16 protein-coding genes are annotated in these 19,569 nt (G+C 67.5%); 6 read left to right on the top strand and 10 right to left on the bottom strand.

Going from position 1 to position 19,569, the window contains the following annotated elements; translation table 11 throughout:
- Nucleotides 1-21 precede the first annotated feature (21 nt).
- The 6 genes from ACFPQ5_RS05465 to ACFPQ5_RS05440 form a co-directional block, all read right to left on the bottom strand.
- A complete protein-coding gene (locus ACFPQ5_RS05465) occupies nt 22-1,509 on the bottom strand; it encodes a lipopolysaccharide biosynthesis protein (protein ID WP_379752261.1) in 1,488 nt (495 codons plus the stop codon).
- 210 nt (nt 1,510-1,719) lie between these two features.
- Entirely contained in the window at nt 1,720-2,784 is a 1,065-nt protein-coding gene (locus tag ACFPQ5_RS05460) for a polysaccharide deacetylase family protein (protein ID WP_379752260.1), read from the bottom strand.
- Between the two features lies 1 nt (nt 2,785).
- Nucleotides 2,786-3,718: a hypothetical protein gene (locus ACFPQ5_RS05455; protein WP_379752259.1), complete on the bottom strand. Its 933-nt coding sequence runs from the start codon at nt 3,716-3,718 to the stop codon at nt 2,786-2,788.
- Between the two features lie 5 nt (nt 3,719-3,723).
- Nucleotides 3,724-4,776 (bottom strand): sugar-transfer associated ATP-grasp domain-containing protein, encoded by a 1,053-nt coding sequence (locus ACFPQ5_RS05450; protein ID WP_379752258.1) that lies wholly within the window; start codon nt 4,774-4,776, stop codon nt 3,724-3,726.
- A 178-nt stretch (nt 4,777-4,954) separates the two neighbouring features.
- Nucleotides 4,955-6,190: a pyridoxal-dependent decarboxylase, exosortase A system-associated gene (locus ACFPQ5_RS05445; protein ID WP_379752257.1), complete on the bottom strand. Its 1,236-nt coding sequence runs from the start codon at nt 6,188-6,190 to the stop codon at nt 4,955-4,957.
- Nucleotides 6,187-7,764 carry an acyl-CoA ligase (AMP-forming), exosortase A system-associated gene (locus tag ACFPQ5_RS05440; RefSeq protein ID WP_379752256.1) on the bottom strand — a complete coding sequence of 526 codons (1,578 nt, stop codon included), beginning with the start codon at nt 7,762-7,764 and terminating at the stop codon, nt 6,187-6,189. Before ACFPQ5_RS05440 ends, ACFPQ5_RS05445 begins: the two co-directional genes overlap by 4 nt.
- Nucleotides 7,765-7,927: 163 nt before the next feature.
- Here ACFPQ5_RS05440 and ACFPQ5_RS05435 point away from each other — a divergent pair, with 163 nt between their 5' ends.
- The 6 genes from ACFPQ5_RS05435 to ACFPQ5_RS05410 all read left to right on the top strand — a co-directional run bounded on the left by ACFPQ5_RS05435 (nt 7,928) and on the right by ACFPQ5_RS05410 (nt 13,581).
- Complete coding sequence (locus ACFPQ5_RS05435) at nt 7,928-9,115, top strand: DegT/DnrJ/EryC1/StrS family aminotransferase (protein ID WP_379752255.1); 1,188 nt, start codon at nt 7,928-7,930, stop codon at nt 9,113-9,115.
- A complete protein-coding gene (locus ACFPQ5_RS05430) occupies nt 9,112-10,167 on the top strand; it encodes a GNAT family N-acetyltransferase (RefSeq protein WP_379752254.1) in 1,056 nt (351 codons plus the stop codon). Before ACFPQ5_RS05435 ends, ACFPQ5_RS05430 begins: the two co-directional genes overlap by 4 nt.
- Nucleotides 10,164-10,412 carry an acyl carrier protein gene (locus ACFPQ5_RS05425; RefSeq protein WP_379752253.1) on the top strand — a complete coding sequence of 83 codons (249 nt, stop codon included), beginning with the start codon at nt 10,164-10,166 and terminating at the stop codon, nt 10,410-10,412. The genes ACFPQ5_RS05430 and ACFPQ5_RS05425 overlap by 4 nt, the downstream gene beginning before the upstream one ends.
- A gap of 7 nt (nt 10,413-10,419) precedes the next feature.
- Entirely contained in the window at nt 10,420-11,256 is an 837-nt protein-coding gene (locus tag ACFPQ5_RS05420; RefSeq protein WP_379752252.1) for a hydrolase 2, exosortase A system-associated, read from the top strand.
- Nucleotides 11,249-12,103, top strand: a complete 855-nt coding sequence (locus ACFPQ5_RS05415; RefSeq protein WP_379752251.1) for a hydrolase 1, exosortase A system-associated — start codon at nt 11,249-11,251, stop codon at nt 12,101-12,103. Before ACFPQ5_RS05420 ends, ACFPQ5_RS05415 begins: the two co-directional genes overlap by 8 nt.
- 92 nt (nt 12,104-12,195) lie before the next feature.
- Nucleotides 12,196-13,581 carry an FAD-binding oxidoreductase gene (locus ACFPQ5_RS05410; protein WP_379752250.1) on the top strand — a complete coding sequence of 462 codons (1,386 nt, stop codon included), beginning with the start codon at nt 12,196-12,198 and terminating at the stop codon, nt 13,579-13,581.
- Between the two features lie 5 nt (nt 13,582-13,586).
- Here ACFPQ5_RS05410 and ACFPQ5_RS05405 read toward each other — a convergent pair whose 3' ends face one another.
- The 4 genes from ACFPQ5_RS05405 to prsK are packed head-to-tail and all read right to left on the bottom strand — an operon-like array spanning nt 13,587 to nt 19,468.
- The gene (locus ACFPQ5_RS05405) at nt 13,587-14,546 is read right to left on the bottom strand and encodes a hypothetical protein (RefSeq protein WP_379752249.1); all 960 of its coding nucleotides are present in this window, start codon (nt 14,544-14,546) and stop codon (nt 13,587-13,589) included.
- Nucleotides 14,547-14,591: 45 nt separating this feature from the next.
- Nucleotides 14,592-16,010 (bottom strand): right-handed parallel beta-helix repeat-containing protein, encoded by a 1,419-nt coding sequence (locus ACFPQ5_RS05400; protein ID WP_379752248.1) that lies wholly within the window; start codon nt 16,008-16,010, stop codon nt 14,592-14,594.
- Entirely contained in the window at nt 16,007-17,368 is a 1,362-nt protein-coding gene (gene prsR, locus ACFPQ5_RS05395; RefSeq protein WP_379752247.1) for a PEP-CTERM-box response regulator transcription factor, read from the bottom strand. Before prsR ends, ACFPQ5_RS05400 begins: the two co-directional genes overlap by 4 nt.
- An 18-nt stretch (nt 17,369-17,386) precedes the next feature.
- Nucleotides 17,387-19,468 carry an XrtA/PEP-CTERM system histidine kinase PrsK gene (gene prsK, locus ACFPQ5_RS05390; RefSeq protein WP_379752246.1) on the bottom strand — a complete coding sequence of 694 codons (2,082 nt, stop codon included), beginning with the start codon at nt 19,466-19,468 and terminating at the stop codon, nt 17,387-17,389.
- Between the last annotated feature and the right edge of the window lie 101 nt (nt 19,469-19,569).

The following is a 19,569-nucleotide window of genomic DNA, read 5'->3' as shown; positions in this document are numbered from 1 at the left end:
TCACTCCACATGTGAATGGCCTCAGGTGCTCTGGCTGGACGCGGCCGCCACCGGCCGGCGCCGTTTCAGCTTGTCGAGGAAGAAGGTCTCGGCGCCCTCGGGCCAGCCGGACAGGTGCCACAGGCCCAGCACGGTGACGAGGTAGACAAAGGCGCCCAGCACCACCTTCATGCACAGCATCGCCAGCGGCGGCGCACTCACTTCGGCGCCGAGCAAGGGCAGCGCCAGGGCCATCGCCAGGCAGCCGAGCGTGGGGCGTCCGGTCCCGCGCGCCAGCATCGAGACCGTCAATCCGGGGATGTTGCGCATCACCAGCCAGTAGGACACGCCGAAGGTCAGCACGATCGCGGCCATGCGCACCGCGGCGATGCGCTCGGGCAGCAGCTCGCTACGCAGCATCAACAGGCCGGCGCCGAACAGGATGATCTGGACCCAGCTGGTCACGGCCAGCAGGCGCATCTTGCCGATCACGGTCAGGACATAGTTGGCGCTGCTGTTGATCGCCTGGATGATGTTCGACAGCGCCAGGATCTGGACGAAGGGGACGATGAACATCCACTTCGCGCCGAGCGCCACGGGCACCAGTTCGTGCGCGGTCAGGACGAAGCCGACGCAGGTGGGGAAGGTGACCATCACCTGCACCGCCTGCACCCGCACCAGCAGCCGGGTCAACTCGGCCAGGTCGTCTTTTACGCGCGCAAACGCGGGGAACAACACCCGGTTGATCGGCGCCAGCAGGTCGTTGCCGGGTACATTGGAAATCTCGTTGGCCAGCGTATAGCCGCCGGTCACGCCGGTCTTGGCCACGCCGCCGACCAGGAAGATGTGCAGGTTGCGGTCCAGGTAGGCGCTGATGTTCTTGACCAGCACCCACTGCGAGACCGAAAAGATGGAGCCGATCTCCGCCAGCGAGAATTTCGGGCGCATCGGGTGCACCATGTAGCTGCGCACGGTACTGAACAGGCGCGAGCACAGCGCGCCGAGCACCATGCCCCAGTAACTCTGCAGGATCAGGGTGAACGCGATCGTCGTGGCGAAACTCACCAGGCGTTTAAAGAGCATGAACTTCGCGTCGTCGGCGAAACGCAGCTCCTTCTGGAAGGTGATGACGCCGACGTTCTCGTAGGACGCGATCATCATCGACAAGGCCATCAACTGCACCACCGGCATGACGCGCGGGTCCTTGTAGTAGTCGGCGGCGAAGGGCGCGAGGATCATCAGGACGGTCGCCACGGCGGCCACCTGCAGGATGCGCAGCGTCCAGGCGGTGTTATAGAAGGCCTGGCTCGGGTTCTTGCGCTGGATGATGGCGACGTTGATGCCGAGGTCGAAGATGACGTCGGCAAAGGCGACCACCACCGAGGCCATGGCGACGATGCCGAAATCGTCGGGAACGAGGAGGCGGGCGAGGATGAAGGTACTGACGACACCGACGACGCGGTCGATCCAGCGCATGGCGATCATGATGATGGCGCCGCCGGTGATGCTGGTGCTGTTTTTCTGGGACATCTGTACTGACTACCTTTGCTGCGATTGAACCAGTGGCTGGAGGCCACGGGACGGCCCCGTCGGGAGCTGCTTACGCGCCGGAATGCATGATCAGGCTTGGTGCACTAGCCTTTGATTGTGGGAAATTTATCAAATGCAGAGTAGACCAAGGCATCAAATGTGTCAACAATGGCAACAATCGTGCGCGCCTCCCGCGGACCTTTTCCCCGATCAGGTGGGCGAAGGCTGCAGGGCGTGCGCGGTCAGGTCGGCGCGCCGCGTCAGCGTGCGCAGCAGCTGCAGCACACCGCTCATCTCGGCCTCGAATTCGATCATCGAGACGTCGCCGCCATCGAGAAAGCGCGGCAGGAAGAACAGGCCCTCGCGGTCGCGCAGCTTGACCAGGCCGGGGACGCAGGTGGTGGCGGTGACGACGCCGGCGGCGCGCATCACCGCCGCTGCGCCGGCGTCGAACGCGCCGCTCGGATAACAGTAGTGGGTCGGACGCGGCAGGCCCGCCGCCTCGATGACTTCGCGGCATTGCTCGATGTTGCTGCGGTTGCGGGCATCCTGGCCCGGCACGTATTCGTGCACGTGGCCGTGCAGTTCGATGCTGCAGCCCCCTGCCGCGGCGGCGCGCAGCTCGTCGGTGCTCATGTAGCTGAAGCGGCGCGAGGCCAGGTCGAGCTGGGCCGGCGGCACGCCGAGCGCGCTGCCCAGGCGTTCGAGGCAGGCCGCCCGTTCGGCACGCGGCTGGCGTGCCAGCCAGGCTTCGGCGGCGCCGCACAGGCGGCGGCGCTCGGCGGCGTCGGCCAGGTTGCAGGGGCCGTCCAGCGCGGGATCGATGCCCTGCACCAGCACCGCTTTCGGTCCGGCTTTCCACAACAGGTAGCGCAGGCTGACGGCGACGATCGGGGCGCCCGCCTCGTAGGCTTCGGTATGCAGGTACAGGGCCGGCTTGTGGCCGAAGTCGGCCAGCAGCGGCAGCAGGTCGTGCCAGGACGAGTACCAGCCGTCGTCGAGCGTCACCGCGACCGGGATACCGCGCACCTTGGCCGCCGAGCCGTCGGCGACCTGGTCGAGCGTGACCGGCACGAAGCCTTTACTGCGCAGCCACTCCAGGCGCTCGCGCAGCTGCCCGGGCGTGCAGAACAGCTTCGGGTTGTACAGGCGCTCGTCGCCCAGGTTGCCGCCGTGGTAGCACAGGATGCGCGGATACTTGCGCGTCACCGTGCGCATCAGCGCGAATACGCCCGCCATCCGGGCGACGCGCAGAACCGTTTGTTTGATGCTCATTTCAATTCCTATCCAATCCATCCAGCCGGCGCGCCCAGGCCTGCTGGTCGCGCTTGCACCATACCAGCGTCCACGAGGCGGGCCGATAGCGGCCGGCGGCATGCAGCGCGCGCCGCTTTTCCGATTTGGAGGTGGCGTTCGCCACCGCCTGCTCGTCATGCGACACGAACAGCACGCGCGCGCCGCCCGCTTCGGGCACCGTGCGCAGGTAGGCCAGGTGCGGGCTGATGCTTTCCACGACCGGGTCGTAGAACCAGCTGCCGCCGATCATGCCCAGCACCTCCGGGTGCAGCGCGTACAGGTCGACACAGCAGCGGTAGCACTCGTTGCGCCCCGCCTCGTTGAATTCGTCGAGATACAGTTTATGGACGTGCACCTCGAAAAACGGCCGGAAGCCGCCGGCCCGCGCGAACAGCAGCAGGCGTCCGGGCAGCCGGCGCAACCCGCCCTTCCACAGCAGCGAGCGGCCGACGCCCGAATGCGGGTCGATGACGCTCGAGGCGCCCGCATACAGGCGCAGCGTGGCCAGGCCCAGCTCTTTCAAAAAGACGTCGGCCTTGAGCCGGCAGTACTGCAGCACCGCGTCGTCATGCGCGGCGATGCGTTCGAACTGCCTGAGCTGGTGCGCGCGCACCCGCGCGGGCAGCTTCTCCACGCGGCTGCTACGCAGCGTGGAACGCACGGCCGCCAGCAGGCAGGCCAGCAGGAAGATGCGGGCGCCCTGTTCGCCGGCCGCGTCGAGGACGGCCGCGTGCAGGGCGCGCGCCTCGGGTGCGATGTACTTGAAGCCGAGACGTCCCGGCGGCACCTCGACGCAGGCGACGAAAGCGGCGATGCGCTCGCTTGAGTCGGACAAGCCCGGCAAGCGGGCAAGGAGCGCACCCAGGCGTTCGTCTAGCCGCGCTTCGAGGTCGGGGACGGGCTGGTCGCGCATCGAGATCAATCGTTGAGCGCCACTTGCGACGGGATTTCGAGGATGGCGAAATCGATGTAGTCGGGTTTGTTGTTGACTTCGATGATGACCGGACCCTGGGCCGTGAACGCGACGTCGACGCCGAGGTAGCGCGTATGCGGGAAGGCGGCCAGCGTGCGGCAGGCCACTTCCTTGGCCTCGTCCCAGAACGGCACCATCACGCCCTCGATCGGCGCGCCGTGGTCCGGATGGACCACGTAATCGACGTCGACTTGCGGACGGCGGCCCGGTCCCAGGCGGCCGGTCTGGATGTCGGCGACGGTCCACATGCCGCCGGCGCCGACGTTGTCGACGAGGGTGCCAGAGCGTCCGATGCGGGCAAACGCGCCGAAGGCGCGCGCCTCTCCCTTCTCCGGCTGGTACACCATCATGCGGATGGTGTTGACGCTCGACGGATTCAATGCGTGCATGACCGGATGCTGCTCGATGAATTCCTGCAGGATGCGGTTGCCATGCGGCGCATACTGGGCGTAGCGCTCGACGAAGACGTCGCAGCTGACGGTTTCGCCCGAGCCGAGCAGGCGCAGCATCGGCTTGCCGTTCTCGCGCACGACATCGGCGGCGACGAAGCCGCGGCCATTCCAGCCCTCGGTCTCCTTGGCGCAGAAGCGCTCCACCCCTTCCCTGGTCAGCAGGCGTTCGAGATCGGCGCCCGTGCGCAGCGGCAGGCCGTGCATGTCCAGGCCCTTCCTGACGCACAGGTGCCCGAAAGTACGCGGTGCGGGAATGCCCAGCAGTTTAAAGAGCGCCGCTTCGGGCAACTTGTTTTGCGGGAGCTTGTTATAGCGCGGATCGTTCAGTTCCGACACGCGCTTCTCGTACAGCTTGTGACCGTAAAAGCCCTTTTTAAAAGTCATCGGGGCGCCGCGGCGGCTCAGTCCGGCGTCGAAGTAATAGCCTGGCCCGAAGCCGCGCGTGACATACAAATAGCCGATTTCGTAGATCTTGCGAAAGACGGGGACGTCCCGTCCCTGGTTGTCGTCGAGGATACGGCGGACAAGCTTGGAAATCTTGATCATGGAGAGCGTTTCAACAGGGTGGGAGCGGGCGGCGCGGACTACTGCATGTGCCTGGCACAGAGTGGTCTTTACTTTTTAACACATATTCTATATGAATCGTGGAAAGCATGGCCACGCGTGCTGTCCTCCGGAAACTACTGCGTCACCCACGCCACATATTCCCTCACGGCATGCCTGGTCAGACCAGCACCTCGGGAGCGTCCGGGTGGCTCAGAAAACCTTGCGGGCTGGCCGAGCGGCCATAGGCGCCGGACTGGAACACGACCACCAGGTCGCCCACTTGCGCCTGCGGCAGCTCCATGCGCTCGGCCAGCAGGTCGAGCGGCGTGCACAGCGGCCCGACGACGGACACGGATTCGCGCGCTGCGGAGGCGCTCATCCGGTTGCCGATCGCGACCGGGTAGTTCTTGCGGATCACCTGGCCGAAATTGCCGGAGGCGGCCAGGTGGTGGTGCAGGCCGCCGTCGGTGACGAGAAAAACCTGGCCGCGCGAGACCTTGCGGTCGATCACGCGCGCCACATAGACCCCGGCCTCGCCTACCAGGTATCTCCCCAGTTCGATCGAAACCTGGGCATCCGGCAAGTCCGCCCCCACGCCCGGCAGGGCAGCTGCCAGCGCTTCTCCGATCGGCGCCAGGTCGAGCGCGGCCTCGCCCGGAAAATACGGGATGCCGAAGCCGCCGCCGATGTTCAGGATGCGCACCGGGTCGCGCGTGTGGCTGGCCAGTTCACGGGCCAAGCTAAAGGTCTGGGCCTGGGCCTCGATGATCGCCTCGGCCTTCAGACTTTGCGAACCGCTGAAGATGTGGAATCCGAGCACGGTGAGGCCGAGCTGCGCGCACAGGTTCAATAGGCGCGGCGCGTCCTCGGCGTCGATGCCGAACTGCTTGGCGCCGCCGCCCATGCGCATGCCCGAGCCTTTCAGTTCATAGTCCGGATTGATGCGCAGGACCAGCAGCGGCGCAATGCCGAGCTGCTCGCCGATCGCCGCCAGCAGGCGCAGCTCGCGCTCGGACTCGGCGTGCACGACGGCGCCGGCCGCCACCGCGCGGGTCAGCTCGGCCTCGGATTTGCCGGGACCGGCAAAGCTGATGCGGCCGGGCGCCATGCCGGTATCGAGCGCGACCTTCAGCTCGCCGCCGGAGGCGACGTCGATGCCGTCGACCAGGCCCGCCATGTGCTGCACCAGGGCCGGCATCGGATTCGCCTTCATCGAAAAATGCAGTTCCACTGCCGGCGGCAGATGCGCGCGCACGTGGGCCACGCGTTCGCTCAGCAGGCGCCGGTCGTAGGCATAGAAGGGCGTGCTGCCGACCCGCTGCGCCAGGCGCGTGAGCGGGATGCCGCCCACCAGCAGGCAGTCGTCCTCGACCGGGAACAGGGTCTGGGCGGCGTGGACCGGTTTTGCATTCATACGGTGCTTTCGAACAGGGTCATGAAGGATTGCTGCAGCAGCTTGCGGTCGATCTTGCCGTTCGGGTTGCGCGGGAAGGCCGCATCGTGCAGGGCGATATGGCCCGGCACCATCCAGGCCGGCAAATGGCGCTGGCAGGTTTTCAGCAGCGCGGCGGTGTCGGTATCGGCCTCTTTCGGCAGCGCCAGCAGCACGATCGCCTGGCCCAGCTGCGGATGCGGCACGCCGAAGGCGACCGCCTCCGCGACCAATCCGCTCGCGTACACGACTTCCTCGACTTCCAGCGGGCTGACGCGGTAGCCGGAGACCTTGATCATGTCGTCGCTGCGGCCGATAAAATACAGGTAGCCCTCTTCGTCCATGCGCACGGTGTCGCCCGACCAGACCGCCATCTCGACCAGCGGCAGCGCCGGATCCTGCCCGGGCGCCGGCTTGAAGCGCTCGGCGGTTTTAAGGGGATCGTTCCAGTAGCCGAGCGAGACCAGGGCGCCGCGGTGCACCAGTTCTCCCGCTTCGTTCGGCGCGCAGGGCGTGCCGTCGGGCCGCACGACCAGCACCTGCGCGTTCGGGATCGCGCGGCCCATCGAGTCGGGACGGCGATCGAGTTCGCTCGGCGGCAGATAGGTCGACCTGAACGCTTCGGTCAGGCCGTACATCAGGAACAGTTCGGCCTTTGGCAAGGCCGCGCGCAGGCTGGCCACCGTGGCGGTCGGCAGCGCGCCGCCGGAATTGGTCAGATAGCGCAGCGGGCAATCGTCCGGCCAGGGCAGGCTCGCCAGCTGGAACCACAGCGGCGGCACCGCGGCCAGGCCGGTGATGCGTTCCGCCGCGACGGCTTTCAGGATGTCTTTCGCGAACAGGTGGTTGATCAGTACCGCGGTGGCGCCTTTTAAGAATGCGCAGGTCAGCTGGCTCAGGCCGTAGTCGAAACTGAGCGGCAGGACCGATAAAATGCGGTCCTGCGGCGTGATCGCCAGATAGCTGCTGACGCTGTGGGCGCCGGCCACCATGTTGCGGTGCGAGAGCACCACGCCTTTCGGCTTGCCGGTGCTGCCCGAGGTGTACAGGATCGCGGCCATGTCGGCGTCGATCGGACGGCGCGCGGCCAGCACGCCCGGCGCGGGCGCCGCCTGCGCCGCGTCCCAGGCGCGCACATCCAGCCCGGCGTAGTCCTGCGGCGCACCGGTGACGAATACCGTGCGCAGGTCGGGGCAGCCGGCCAGCACCTCGCGCAGCTGCAGCAGCCGTTCGGGCGAGGTGACCAGCACCCGCACGTTGCAGTCGGCCAGGATGTGCGCCACCTGCTCCGGTTTCAGCTGCGGATTGACCGGCACGAACACGGCGCCGGCGAGGGAAGCGCCGAACATCGCGGCCACGTTCTCGGTTCTCTTTTCCAGGAACACGGCGACCCGGTCGCGCGGGTTGACGCCGGCGCCGAGCAGGGCGCCGGCCGCGCCGTCGACCGCCGCGGCTAGCGCTGCGTAGTCGAGGCGTACAGCGCCGTACACGAGCGCCTCTGCGCCGGGCGTGCGGCGGGCGGAATCGAACAGGAAATCGTGGATCAGCTCAGTCATTGGTCGGAATCGCTACGGGAATCGTCTGCAGGCGCGCGGCCTGGCCGCACAGCCCGCAATCTTAACAGCTTGGCGCTGCCCTGCCCTGCCGAATCGGCGCGCTGGCGCGGCAATGAGGGATGTCTCGTGGCAAATTTTTCAACTGCCGGTTTATACTGGCCGGATGCTCGCGCACCCATCTCCCGGCCGGCCCCTGATTCCGCTGGCGCCGATCCTGTCGGCGTCCTCGTTCCGGCGCGCATATGAGGTCCCCGTGCGCACCGTGCTCGACGCCGGCGAGGTCCGCCTGGTGACGAGCGGCCGCGTCGCGATCGCCCTCGCCCTGCGCGAACTGGACCTGCAGCCGTGCCAGCGCGTGCTGGTGCCGGCTTATCACAGCGCTTCGATGGTGCCGCCGGTGCTCTGGCGCGGCGCCGAGCCTGTGTTCTATCGCGTGCAGATGGACACCTCGGTCGACCTCGCCGACCTGGCGCAGAAAATGACGCCCGGCGTGCGCGCCGTGATGGTCACCCATTATTTCGGCTTCCCGCAAGACCTGGCGCCGGTCCGCGCCCTGTGCGACGCGCGCGGGGTCGCCCTGATCGAGGATTGCGCCCACTGTTTTATCGGCGAACGCGACGGCCGCCCGGTCGGCGCCTGGGGAGATTACGCGATCGCCAGCAGCATGAAATTCCTGCCAATCTATGAAGGCGGCGCGCTGGTCTCGGCACGCCACCCTTTACATAAAGTCGTGCTGCGTTCGGCCGGCGCCGGTTTCGAGCTGAAAGTGGCCCTGAATTCGCTCGAGCGCGGTTTCGCCTACGGCCGCCTGCCGGCCGTGCGCGCCGCCTTGAGCTTGCCGCTGCGCGCCAAGGCGGCCGTGTGGGGACTGCTGAAACGCCGGCGCGGCAGTGCCGCCCCGGCGCTGGCGCCTGCTTCCTCCGACAGCAGTTTTAATTTCGACCCGAACTGGCTGGATAAACGCTCGTCTCTGTTCGCGCGCGCCATGCTGAGACTGGCCGCGCCGGGCCGCATCGCTGCAATGCGCCGCCGTCATTACGCGCGGCTTGAAACGGCAGTGCGCGACCTGCCCGGCGTGCGCCCATTGCACCCGCGCCTGCCGGACGGCGCCTGTCCCTGGGTCTTCCCGCTGCTGGCCGACGATCCCGAAGCCCTGTTCGCACGCCTGCAGGCGCGCGGCGTGCCGCTGACGCGCTTCGGCACGCCGTTCTGGCGCGGCGTCGACGCAAGCACCTGCGCCAACAGCGCCCACTTGGCCACCCACGTGCTGGCCCTGCCCTGCCACCAGGAGCTGACGGAAGCAGAAGTCACCTGGCTCGCAGCCACCCTGCGCGAGGCGGTGACGGCATGAGCTGGACTTTAACGCCCGCCCGCGAATTCGCGCGCCACGCCGGGGAGTGGGACCGGCTGCACGCCGCCCAACACGCCGCTTCCTTGCTGGCCGTGGATTTTGTTGCACCACTCATTGAAACCTTCGGGCGCGGCGACGAACTGCTGGCCTGCCTGCGCGAAGGCGGCCGGGTGCGCGCCATGGCGATCGTGCGCCCGAGCCGGCGCGGCGCCTGGAGCACTTTTCAGCCGGCCCAGGCCCCGGTCGGGCTGTGGCTGCAGGATGCAAGCCTCGACACGGCCGCCGCCGCGCGCAGCCTGCTCGGCGCCTTGCCCGGCTTCCCCCTGCTGCTGGCGCTGACGCAGATGGATCCGCAGCTGTCGCCGCGGCCGCATGACGGCCCGCTGGTGCGCACCCTCGACTACATCGACACGGCGCGCGTGACGCTGGCCGGTTCCTTCGACGACTACTGGAACGCGCGCGGCAAAAACCTGCGCGGCAATTTAAAGAAGCAGCGCGCGCGCCTGGAACGCGAAGGCGTCATCACGCGCATGGTGGTCGACCGTTCTCCCTCCGCCATGGCGCAGGCGGTCGCCGACTACGGCCGCCTGGAAACGACGGGCTGGAAGGGCGGCGAAGGCACGGCTGTGAGCAGCGAGAATGCGCAGGGCCGCTACTACCGCGCCATGCTCGAAGGAATGGCGGCGCGCGATGCCGCCAGCGTCTACCGCTATTATTTCGGCGAACAGCTGGTGGCCATGGACCTGTGCGTCGAGGATGGCGACAGCATCGTGGTGCTGAAAACGGCCTACGACGAGAGCGTACCGTCGAATTTATCGCCCACCCTCTTGATGCGCGAGGAAGCGACCCGTACCCTGTTCGACGGCCGTTTTACCCGCCTGGAATTCTACGGCCGCGTGATGGAGTGGCATACGCGCTGGACGGAAGAGGTACGCACTATGTACCATGTCAATTATTACCGCTGGCCGGGACTGGCCCGCCTGCATGCGCTGCTCGACGCGCGCTCCGCGGCACCATCCCGCCCGGCCCACCCTACGACGACAAGCCTATGAAGTACCTTCAAGAAGTCAAAACCCTCCTGATCGACGTGCTCAACCTGGGCCCGGCCGGGCAATCGCTGGACGCCGATTCGCCGCTGCTGGGCAGCCTGCCCGAGCTCGACTCGATGGCGGTGGTGACCCTGATCGGCGCCCTGGAAGAGCATTTCGGGATCATGGTCGACGACGACGACATCAGCGCCAGCACCTTCGCCACCCTCGGCAGCCTGGCTGCCTTCGTGGCCGAGCGCGCGGAATAAACCGGGCATGGACCTCCCCGGCCACGCGCCCGCCGACGCGTTCTTCCTCGACACGCCCGACGGCCAGCGCTTCTGCCTCTACCACGCGCCTGTCGGCGAGTGCCGCGGCGCACTGGTCTACGTCCACCCCTTCGCCGAAGAGATGAACCGCTCGCGCCGCATGGCCGCGCTGGGCGCGCGCGCCCTGGCCGCACAGGGCTACGGCGTGCTGCTGCTCGACCTGCACGGCTGCGGCGACAGTGCCGGGGATTTCGGCGACGCCAGCTGGGACGGCTGGCTGCGCGACATCACAGCCGGCCGCGCCTGGATCGAAGAGCGCCTGGGACGCACGGCCGGCTTGATGGGCCTGCGCGTCGGCGCCCTGCTCGCGGTGGCCCACGCCCAGACCGCCGCCGTGCCGCCCGAACGCCTGCTGCTGTGGCAGCCGGTCACCAACGGCTCCGGCTACCTGAACGGCTTCCTGCGCCTGCGCCTGGCCGGCGAACTGCTGGCCGGCGGCAGCGACAGCGGCGGCACCGAAGTCCTGCGCGAAGCCCTTGCCGCCGGCGAATCGCTCGAGATCGCCGGCTACCAGCTCAACCCGCAGCTGGCCGCCGGCCTGGACGCGGCCGATGCGCGCGCGCTCGGCCCCCGTTGCCCGATCAGCTGGTTCGAAGTCACGGCCACGGCCGGCCGCCCGCTGCCGCCGGCCGCCGTGCGCGTGGCCGATACCTGGAGATTGCAGGGCAGCCGGGTCGACGTGCACACGGTGCAGGGACCACAGTTCTGGACCGCGCCGGAAACGGTCGACTGCCCGAGCCTGCTGGAGGCCACGCTCGCCAGCCTGGAGACATCCCATGACTGAACGCGCCCTCGCCTTCGCCTGCCGCGGCGCCTGGCTGTACGGCATTCTCAGCCTGCCGCAGGCGGCAACGGCCGCGCGCCGCGGCGTCCTGATCGTCGTCGGCGGCCCGCAATACCGCGCCGGCAGCCACCGCCAGTTCACCCTGCTCGCGCGCGACCTGGCCGCCGCCGGCATCCCCGCCATGCGCTTCGACTACCGCGGCATGGGCGACAGCGAGGGAGACCTGCAAACCTTCGACAACGTCGACGAAGACCTGCGCGCCGCCATCGACCGTTTCATGAGCGAAGTGCCGGGCATGACGGAAGTCGTGCTGTGGGGCCTGTGCGACGGCGCCTCGGCCGCCGCGCTGTACGCGCCGCAGGATGCGCGCGTGGCCGGATTGGTATTACTGAATCCCTGGGTCCGCACCGAGGAAGGCGCCGCGCGTGCCACCATCAAGCATTACTACAAGGACCGCCTGTTCGATCCGCGCCTGTGGAACAAGATCAAAAAAGGCGAGTTCGACGTCAAGGCTTCAGTCAGTTCGCTGTGGGACAACGTCGGCAAGGCCTTCAGTCCGAACCGCGGCGCCGGAGACGGCGATGGCGGTGAGGGCGCACCGCTGCCTGAACGCATGCACGGCGCACTGACCGGCTTCCATGGCCGCGTGCTGGTCGTGCTGAGCGGCGCCGACCTGACGGCCCAGGAATTCGCCGATCTTTCCAGCCGCCCCGGCGCCTGGCAGAAATTGCTGGGCGCGCCGCGCTTTACGCGCCAGCAGATCGACAAGGCCGACCACACCTTCTCCAGGCGGCCCTGGCAGGACCAGGTATCGAACTGGACGCGCGACTGGCTGCGCAGCTGGTAAGCAGGCCCTCCGGCGGGCGCCGGGCTCGCTTGCATCTCTCCAGTGTTTCCCTATCCTGAAAGTTCGTCAACGAACCAATGCGGAGGTAGGTGATGGACACCATCGAACGCAGCGAGAAGGAGGTTTTGCAAGGCAGCCTGAGGGGGACCGTGCTGCTGCCGCAGGATGCGGACTACGAGGGGGCCCGTAAAATCTGGAATGCGATGATCGACAGGCGCCCGGCCATGATCGTGCGCTGCGCCGGCGCGGCCGACGTGCGCACCGCCGTCGACTTCGCGCGCGAGCGCGGCCTGCCGCTGGCCGTGCGCGGCGGCGGCCACAACATCGCCGGCAGCGCGCTCGTCAACGACGGCCTGGTGATCGATTTATCCGGCATGCGCTCGGTGCAGGTGGCGCCGCACAGGCAGCGCGCCTGGGTCGAGGGCGGCGCGCTCCTGCGCGACGTCGACCACGAGACGCAAGCTTATGGGCTGGCCACGCCGCTCGGCATCAATTCGACCACCGGCGTCGGCGGCCTGACCCTCGGCGGCGGCTTTGGCTGGCTGACGCGCAAGCACGGCCTCGCCGTCGACAACCTGGTATCGGCCGACATCGTCACCGCCGGCGGCGAGCGCCTGCACGTCGACCGCGACCATTACCCCGACCTGTTCTGGGCCATCCGCGGCGGCGGCGGCAATTTCGGGGTGGTGACCACCTTCGAGTTCGCCCTGCACCCGGTCGGACCGCTGGTCACCGCCGGCCTGATCGTGTTCCCGTTCGGCCAGGCGCGTTCCCTGCTGCGCAGCTACCGCGACTACGTCGAAGCGCTCGACGACAACGTCTCGGTCTGGGCCGTGCTGCGCGGCGCGCCGCCGCTGCCCTTCCTGCCCGAATCGGTGCACGGCAGCGGGATCGTGGCGCTCGCCTTTTTCTCGCCGCTGCCGCCGGACCAGGTACAGGATGCGCTCGATACGGTAAGGAGTTTCGGTACCCCGCTCGGCGAACACGTGGGCGCCGTGCCCTATGCCGCCTGGCAGCAGGCATTCGACCCGCTACTGGTGCCGCCGGCGCGCAATTACTGGAAGTCGCACAATTTCAATACCTTGTCCGATGCCGCCATCGACGTCGTGATCGACTACGCCGGCAGGCTGCCGTCCACGCAAAGCGAGATTTTCCTGGGACTGATCGGCGGCGCGGCGAATACCCGCGCGCCCGAAGAGACGGCCTACCCGCACCGCAAGGCGCTGTACGCGATGAACGTGCACACGCGCTGGGACACGCCGAACGAGGATGCAGGCTGCCTGGCTTGGGCGCGCGAATTTTTCAAGGCGGCGGCGCCCCATGCGGCCGGCGGCGTCTACATCAATTTTCTCAACGAGGACGAGGTCGACCGCATCGCCGAAGCCTACGGTCCGAACTACGAGCGGCTCAGGCAGGTCAAGGCGCAGTACGATCCGAACAACCTGTTCCGCGCGAATCAGAACATCCGGCCGGCCTGACAGGGTCAGGCCGCGACCGCTTCCGATGGCTGCGTGCGCAGCAACAGGGGCGCCACTTGCGCCGCCGACCAGTCGCGCGGCGCACGCAGTTGGCGTGCGGCGTACAGGCAGGACGGGTCCTTCAGGAACATCTTGCGCGCCTGCTCCGGTTGCTCGCGCAGCCATTGATTGATCATGTCCTGCGCCGTCGCCGGCAGCTGCTGCGGCGGCAGGCGCTTGATCGTCATGTGTTCGCGCAGCGCCCGGCTTTCGAGCGTCCCGACGGCCTGGCGCAATCTCCGCTTGAAGTAGGCGACGAGCTTCTTGTAGCTCAGTTCGGAGATCCCGTCGACGTCCCAGGTCGCATCGGCGACGGCCACGACGGTGCCCCCCTTCCACTCGTGCCTGGCGGGGTCGAGCTTGTAGCACAGGACCGCGCCCAGCATGGGGTCGGTGCGGTACAGCCCGAGCGGCATGCGGAAACCGGCGTTGCGGATCAGCTCCATGCTGCTCGCCTTCAGCGCATACAGGTTGCCGTGGATGCCGCCGCTGCGCAGCATGGCTTCGCGCAGGCGCGTGGCCGAGCGCCCGGAGGTGGGCACGCCGCTCGCCGCCATCGCATCCGGCGCACTGTCCAGGCGCCGCTCGATGGCCGCCAGGGCGTCCGGCCTGATCCGCGCATAGCCATCGATGAAGAAGGTGAGGCCGCCGGTATCCCAGATGCGGTGGATATACTCGTTCCAGGTGTGCGCCTTGTCGGGCGCGGCAATCGACCAGACGCGCAAGCTGCAGCCTCCGGTCGCGATCGTCGCCGCCACGTCGGCGAAATCGGCGGCCAGCGCATGGTTGCCGTTGATGAGGACATCGATCGTCGCTTGCCGGCCGGCGCAGGCGGCGATCGCGGCGCGCACGGTGGCCGACAGCACCGGCAGCGATTCGCGTGCCGTAAAGATCGCAACGGCCCAACGGGAGGTCACACTAGGCATTCAGTACTCCACACTTGCATGAAGGGTTAACAATGGTAAATCGCTTCAGTTGCGTGCGCCCGCGCGCAGGCATGCGCTGAAATCGTCGAAGGCGCCATAGCTTCGTTGGCGCTCGCGGGCGCTCCCGCATAGCCCGACGGCCGCTGCGCTTGCTTCGTGCCGCGCCTGGTCGCGCCAGCGCAGGTCGAGCCGCGCCGGATCGGCGAACAGCGCGCGCTGCGGATGGCGGCCGAGATAGAGCTGCCAGATCGGCGTGGCGAGGTTGTTCTCGCCGCGCAGCAGGCCGCCGTCGTCGGCACGCAGGGGGCCGTCGACCAGGTTGCCTTCGAGCGTGGCGCTGCTGGTCGGGAAGCGCACCTGCACCCCGGCCGTGTCGAGCAGGGTGTTGTCGACCAGCTGCGTGCCCGCCGCGCTGTTCAGGTAGATGCCGACGTCGGAGCAGCCGGCCACCAGGTTGGCGCGCATGCTGCCGCCGGCGTGCTCGGTGATGCAGCGCGCGTCGCGGCAATAGCGCTTGCCGGTGGCGCCGCCGCCAAAGGACAGGCCGATGCGCTGTCCCGGCTGCCCCTTGAGCGCCGCTTCGCACAGCACCACGTTGCGCTCGAACACGGTGCGCTCGGCCGCGCCCTTGGCAAAGGCGCCGTAGCTGACCTGGTCGCCCCAGGCCTTGACGAAGTCCTGGATCAGGTTGGCGCGGATGGTCCAGTCGCTGGCGGCGACCAGGTCGATCGGCGTGACCGGACGCGCCGTCATGCGCGGCGCCGCATTGGCCAGGGTGTTCGCTTCGATCAGGCCATGGTCGGGAAAGCCGTAGCGATTGCCGTTGATTTTAAAGTGGGCATTGAAATCCCGGATCGTGTTGTTGCGGGCGGCGAAGTGATGGGCGCCGCCGACCACGTGGAAGGCGTGGTCGCAGTATTCGTCGGCACTGCAGGCGCCGCGCAGGTGCAAATTATCGAAGCGCCAGTACGGCGCCATCACCGTAAAACCTTCGCCGGCCTGGACCGCGATGTTGACCGTGCCCGGACGCGCGGCGCGCACGACGATGGGCGCGGCCGCCGAACCGGGCCGGGTCGCGTACAGCGTCTTGCGCAGCAGGTAGTCGCCGGGCAGGAAGGTGATGATATCGCCCGGCACGGCAACCGCCATGGCGCGGCGCGCTTCGTCGACCGAGCCCACCAGGCGCTCGTGTCCGGGCGGGGCCGGCACGGCCTCGAGCTGGGCGCCCAGGCGCAGCGCCGGCGCCGCGTACGAAGCGGCCTGCCCGCGGTCAAGCTCGAGCAAGGTCGCCGCCGTGAAGCGGCCCACGCTTTCGATCGAGGCGTTGTGGCCGCTGGTGCGTTTCAGGATATACGGCGCCAGCGCGCGCGGCGTGACGCCTTGCGACTGCAGGAAAGCCAGACCGGCACCGGCGCCGGCCGCCGCCAGTACCAGCGGTACGGCCAGCGCTGCGATCCACTTCATGCCGCGGTCTTGATGTTGTGACGGCTCATCAGGTCGTACATGGTCGGGCGGCTGATGCCGAGGATTTCGGAAGCCTTGACGATGTTGCCGTCCACGCGTGCCAACGCCTTGACGATGGCTTTATATTCGGCCTCGTCGCGCACTTGCCGCAGGTTGATCGGCTCTTCTTCAAGGCCCTCTCCCGGCAGGCCCAGGTCGTCGGCGACGATCGTGTTCCCGTCGGCCATGATCACGGCGCGTTTAATATAATTTTCCATCTCGCGCACATTGCCCGGCCATGGATAGGCTTCGATGGCGGCGATCGCGTCCGGCGCGAAATGCAGCGAGCCGCGGCCTTCGGCGGCGCAGAACTTGTTTTTGAAGTGGTGAGCCAGCAGGGCGGCGTCGCCTTCGCGCTCGCGCAGCGGCGGGATCGTCACCACGATCTCGGACAGGCGGTAATACAAGTCTTCGCGGAAGCGCCCTTGCGCGCACAGCTCCTTGAGTTTCTGGTGGGTCGCGCAGACGATGCGCACGTCGACCGGAATCTCTTCGTGGCCGCCGATGCGCTCGATCACGCGCTCCTGCAGGAAGCGCAGCAGCTTGGCTTGCAGCGGCATCGGCAGGTCGCCGACTTCATCGAGGAAGAAGGTCCCGCCGTGGGCCAGTTCCACTTTACCCTTGGTCTGCTTGGCCGCGCCGGTAAAGGCGCCCTTCTCGTAGCCGAAGAGTTCCGATTCGAGCAGGTTTTCCGGAATTGCCGCGCAGTTGATCGCCATGAAGCGTTCTTTCGAGCGCGGGCTCAATGCGTGCACGGCGCGCGCCAGCACTTCTTTACCGGTGCCGGATTCGCCCAGCAGCATCACGGAGGCCGAAGTCGGCGCGACCTTTTCGACGTTGCGGCAGATTTTCAGCATCGACGGGGCGCGCGAGATCACGCCGGCCATCGGCGAATCGGCTTGCTCTCTCTGCATGCGGCGGTTTTCCTGCTGCAGCTCGTGCAGGAAGAAGGCGCGCTGGATCACCAGGTTCAGCACTTCGGGGTCGCAGGGCTTCTGGTGAAAATCGTAGGCGCCCAGGCCGATCGCCTTCACGGCATTCGCATGGTCCTGGTTGCCGGTCAGGACGATCACGCGCGTGTCCGGCGCCAGGGCCAGGATCTGCTGCAGGGTGGCCAGGCCCTCGGTCGAGCCGTCCGGGTCAGGCGGCAGGCCCAGGTCCATGGTCACCACCGCCGGTTCGTGGCGGCGGATCTGCGCCAGCGCCGCTTCGCGGTCGCCGGCGACGGCCACGTCATACGCGTCCAGGCTCCATTTGAGCTGCTTTTGCAGGCCCGGGTCGTCTTCGATGATCAGGAGTTTCGGTTTGTTCTGGGTCACAGTGGTCAATCCTCGGTGTCAGGCTGCACGGTCGACGAGCAGCGCATCCTGCCGGTACAGGGGCAGGATGACTTTGAAAGTGGTGCCGAGCGCCGGCGTGCTGACGACTTCCAGCCGCCCGCCCAGCTCGTTGATGTATTCGCGGCTTTCGAACACGCCGATGCCCATGCCGGCCGACTTGGTCGACTCGAAAGGCTTGAACAGGCGCTCGCGGATGAACTCTTCGCTCATCCCCTCCCCCGTATCGGTGATCTCGATGCGCACCGTCTCGCCCTCCTGCATCAGGGCGATGGTGACGCTGCCGTCTTTCGGGGTGGCCTCGATCGCATTCTGGATCAGGTGGCCCACCACGCGCTCGAGGCGCTCGCGGTCGGCCCGCACGCGCAGGCCGGTGTCGCGCACGTCCAGGCGCGGGCGCGGCTCGAAGGCCGCCTTGTTCGCCACCGCCTGGCGCACCACCTGGTCCACCGCGAGCGGCACCGGCTTTTCCTCGACGTCGATGCGCGAGAGTTTTTGCAGCATCAGGCGCATCTTCTGCACCGACAGGGACACCGTTTCCAGCATGTCGGCCTGGAACTCGGGGTTGTGCTTGTGCTTCTCGGCGTTGGCGTTCATCAGCGACAGCTGCGACACCAGGTTTTTCAGGTCGTGCACGACGAAGGTCGACATGCGGTTGAAGGATTCGAACTGGCGCGCCACCATCAGTTCGTTGGCCGCGTCCTGCTGCGCCAGGTAGCTGGCGGCCTGGCTGCCGGCGATTTCCAGCAGGTCCAGCACTTCCCAGTTCAGTTTCACCGGGCTGCGCGCGGTCTGCAGCACGACGAAGCCGAACAGTTCGGTGCCCATCATCAGCGGCACCACCAGCCAGCCGCGCGGCCAGGCGCGCAGCCAGTCGGGCAGCTGCAAATTATCGTACTTGGCCGGGTCGTCCGCGTATTCGTCGAGGTCGATCACCCACTGGGTCGATTCGAGGAAGCGGCACAGCGGAGAATCGGCGGGTTCGACATCGACCGGCAGCGGCACTTCCCAGCCGGCCACGGGTTCGAAGCGGCCGCCATCGCGGCGCAGCCACAGCCCCCCACCCGGGCTTTCGACGAGGGCGGCGACGGCCTGCACGGTGCGCTCGCCCAGGTGCGGGCCGGCCGCCGACAGGGTGCGCGTAAAGCGCATCCACTCTTCGCGGTAGTCGTAGCCGTAGCTATAGAAATGCTTGGAAATGAAGACCTTCAGCCAGGCGCGGAAGGTGCCGGAGAACAGGATCCCGGCCAGCAGCAGCAGCGCGCCGAACAGGAAGGTCACCTGCATCACCGTGCCCCAGCTGCCGCCGAAGTAGCGCAGGTAGTAGCCGGCCGAGCCCATCGCCAGCAGGTAGATCGCGGAACCGAACAGCGCGGCCGAGTGAAACATGGCGCGGCGCGACACCGCCAGCGGCGAGCGCCAGGATTTGGCGCGCCGCATCGACAGGGCCAGCAGCGGCACGGTCAGCGCGTTGATCACGCCGCGCGCGGCCCAGATGTCCGGATCGACTTCGCGGAACAGCATTGCGTGGCTGTACAAATAAAAATCGTAGGCGAACATGCCGCCGATGCCGAGGCAGGCGAACTTGATCGCCCAGCGTTCCTGGGTGGTCTTGTTGCGGTAGGCCTGCTCGACCAGCAGCATGCCGCCGACCGCCTGCACCACGCGCACCGTCACCGGCAGCACGCTGTTGCCCAGCGAGAGGTCCCAGTAGCCGAGGATGGCGGCGCCTAGCGCGATCAGATAGCAGACGGCAGCCGCGAACAGCGTCGGCTTCAGTCCAAACGGCAGGCGGCTGCCGGCCTGGCGCCAGTCGCCCAGCAGCACGACGAGGAACAGCGACCAGACGGCGTTGCGCGCGACCTCGAAACCGTCCGAGAGGTCGGTCCACATCAGCAAGTCGGTGGCGGCCCAGGCCAGGGAAGCGGCCCAGAAGCTCGAGATCAGGCAGGCGGCGACCAGCAGCGGCCCATGCGCCCGCCCGCGCCAGCTGGTCAGCAGCGGCACGCCCAGCAGCAGGAAGCCGAGGGCCGCGAGGCCGTAGCTGTAAGTAGCGATACTGGTGAGAGAGACACTATCCATGTGGACGAACCGGGCAAATCATTTGTTTCGATCGGCTCTTAGTTAGAGGCTCAGGGAGATGCGAGAAACCGTAGCGAGCGGAAGGAGGTTTGGCCGAGAAG

Origin of the sequence: Massilia suwonensis (assembly GCF_042655665.1) — a bacterium.
GTDB lineage: Bacteria > Pseudomonadota > Gammaproteobacteria > Burkholderiales > Burkholderiaceae_D > Telluria > Telluria suwonensis.
Note: the sequence above shows the minus strand (reverse complement) of the source record. Positions and strands in the feature narration are given on the sequence as shown.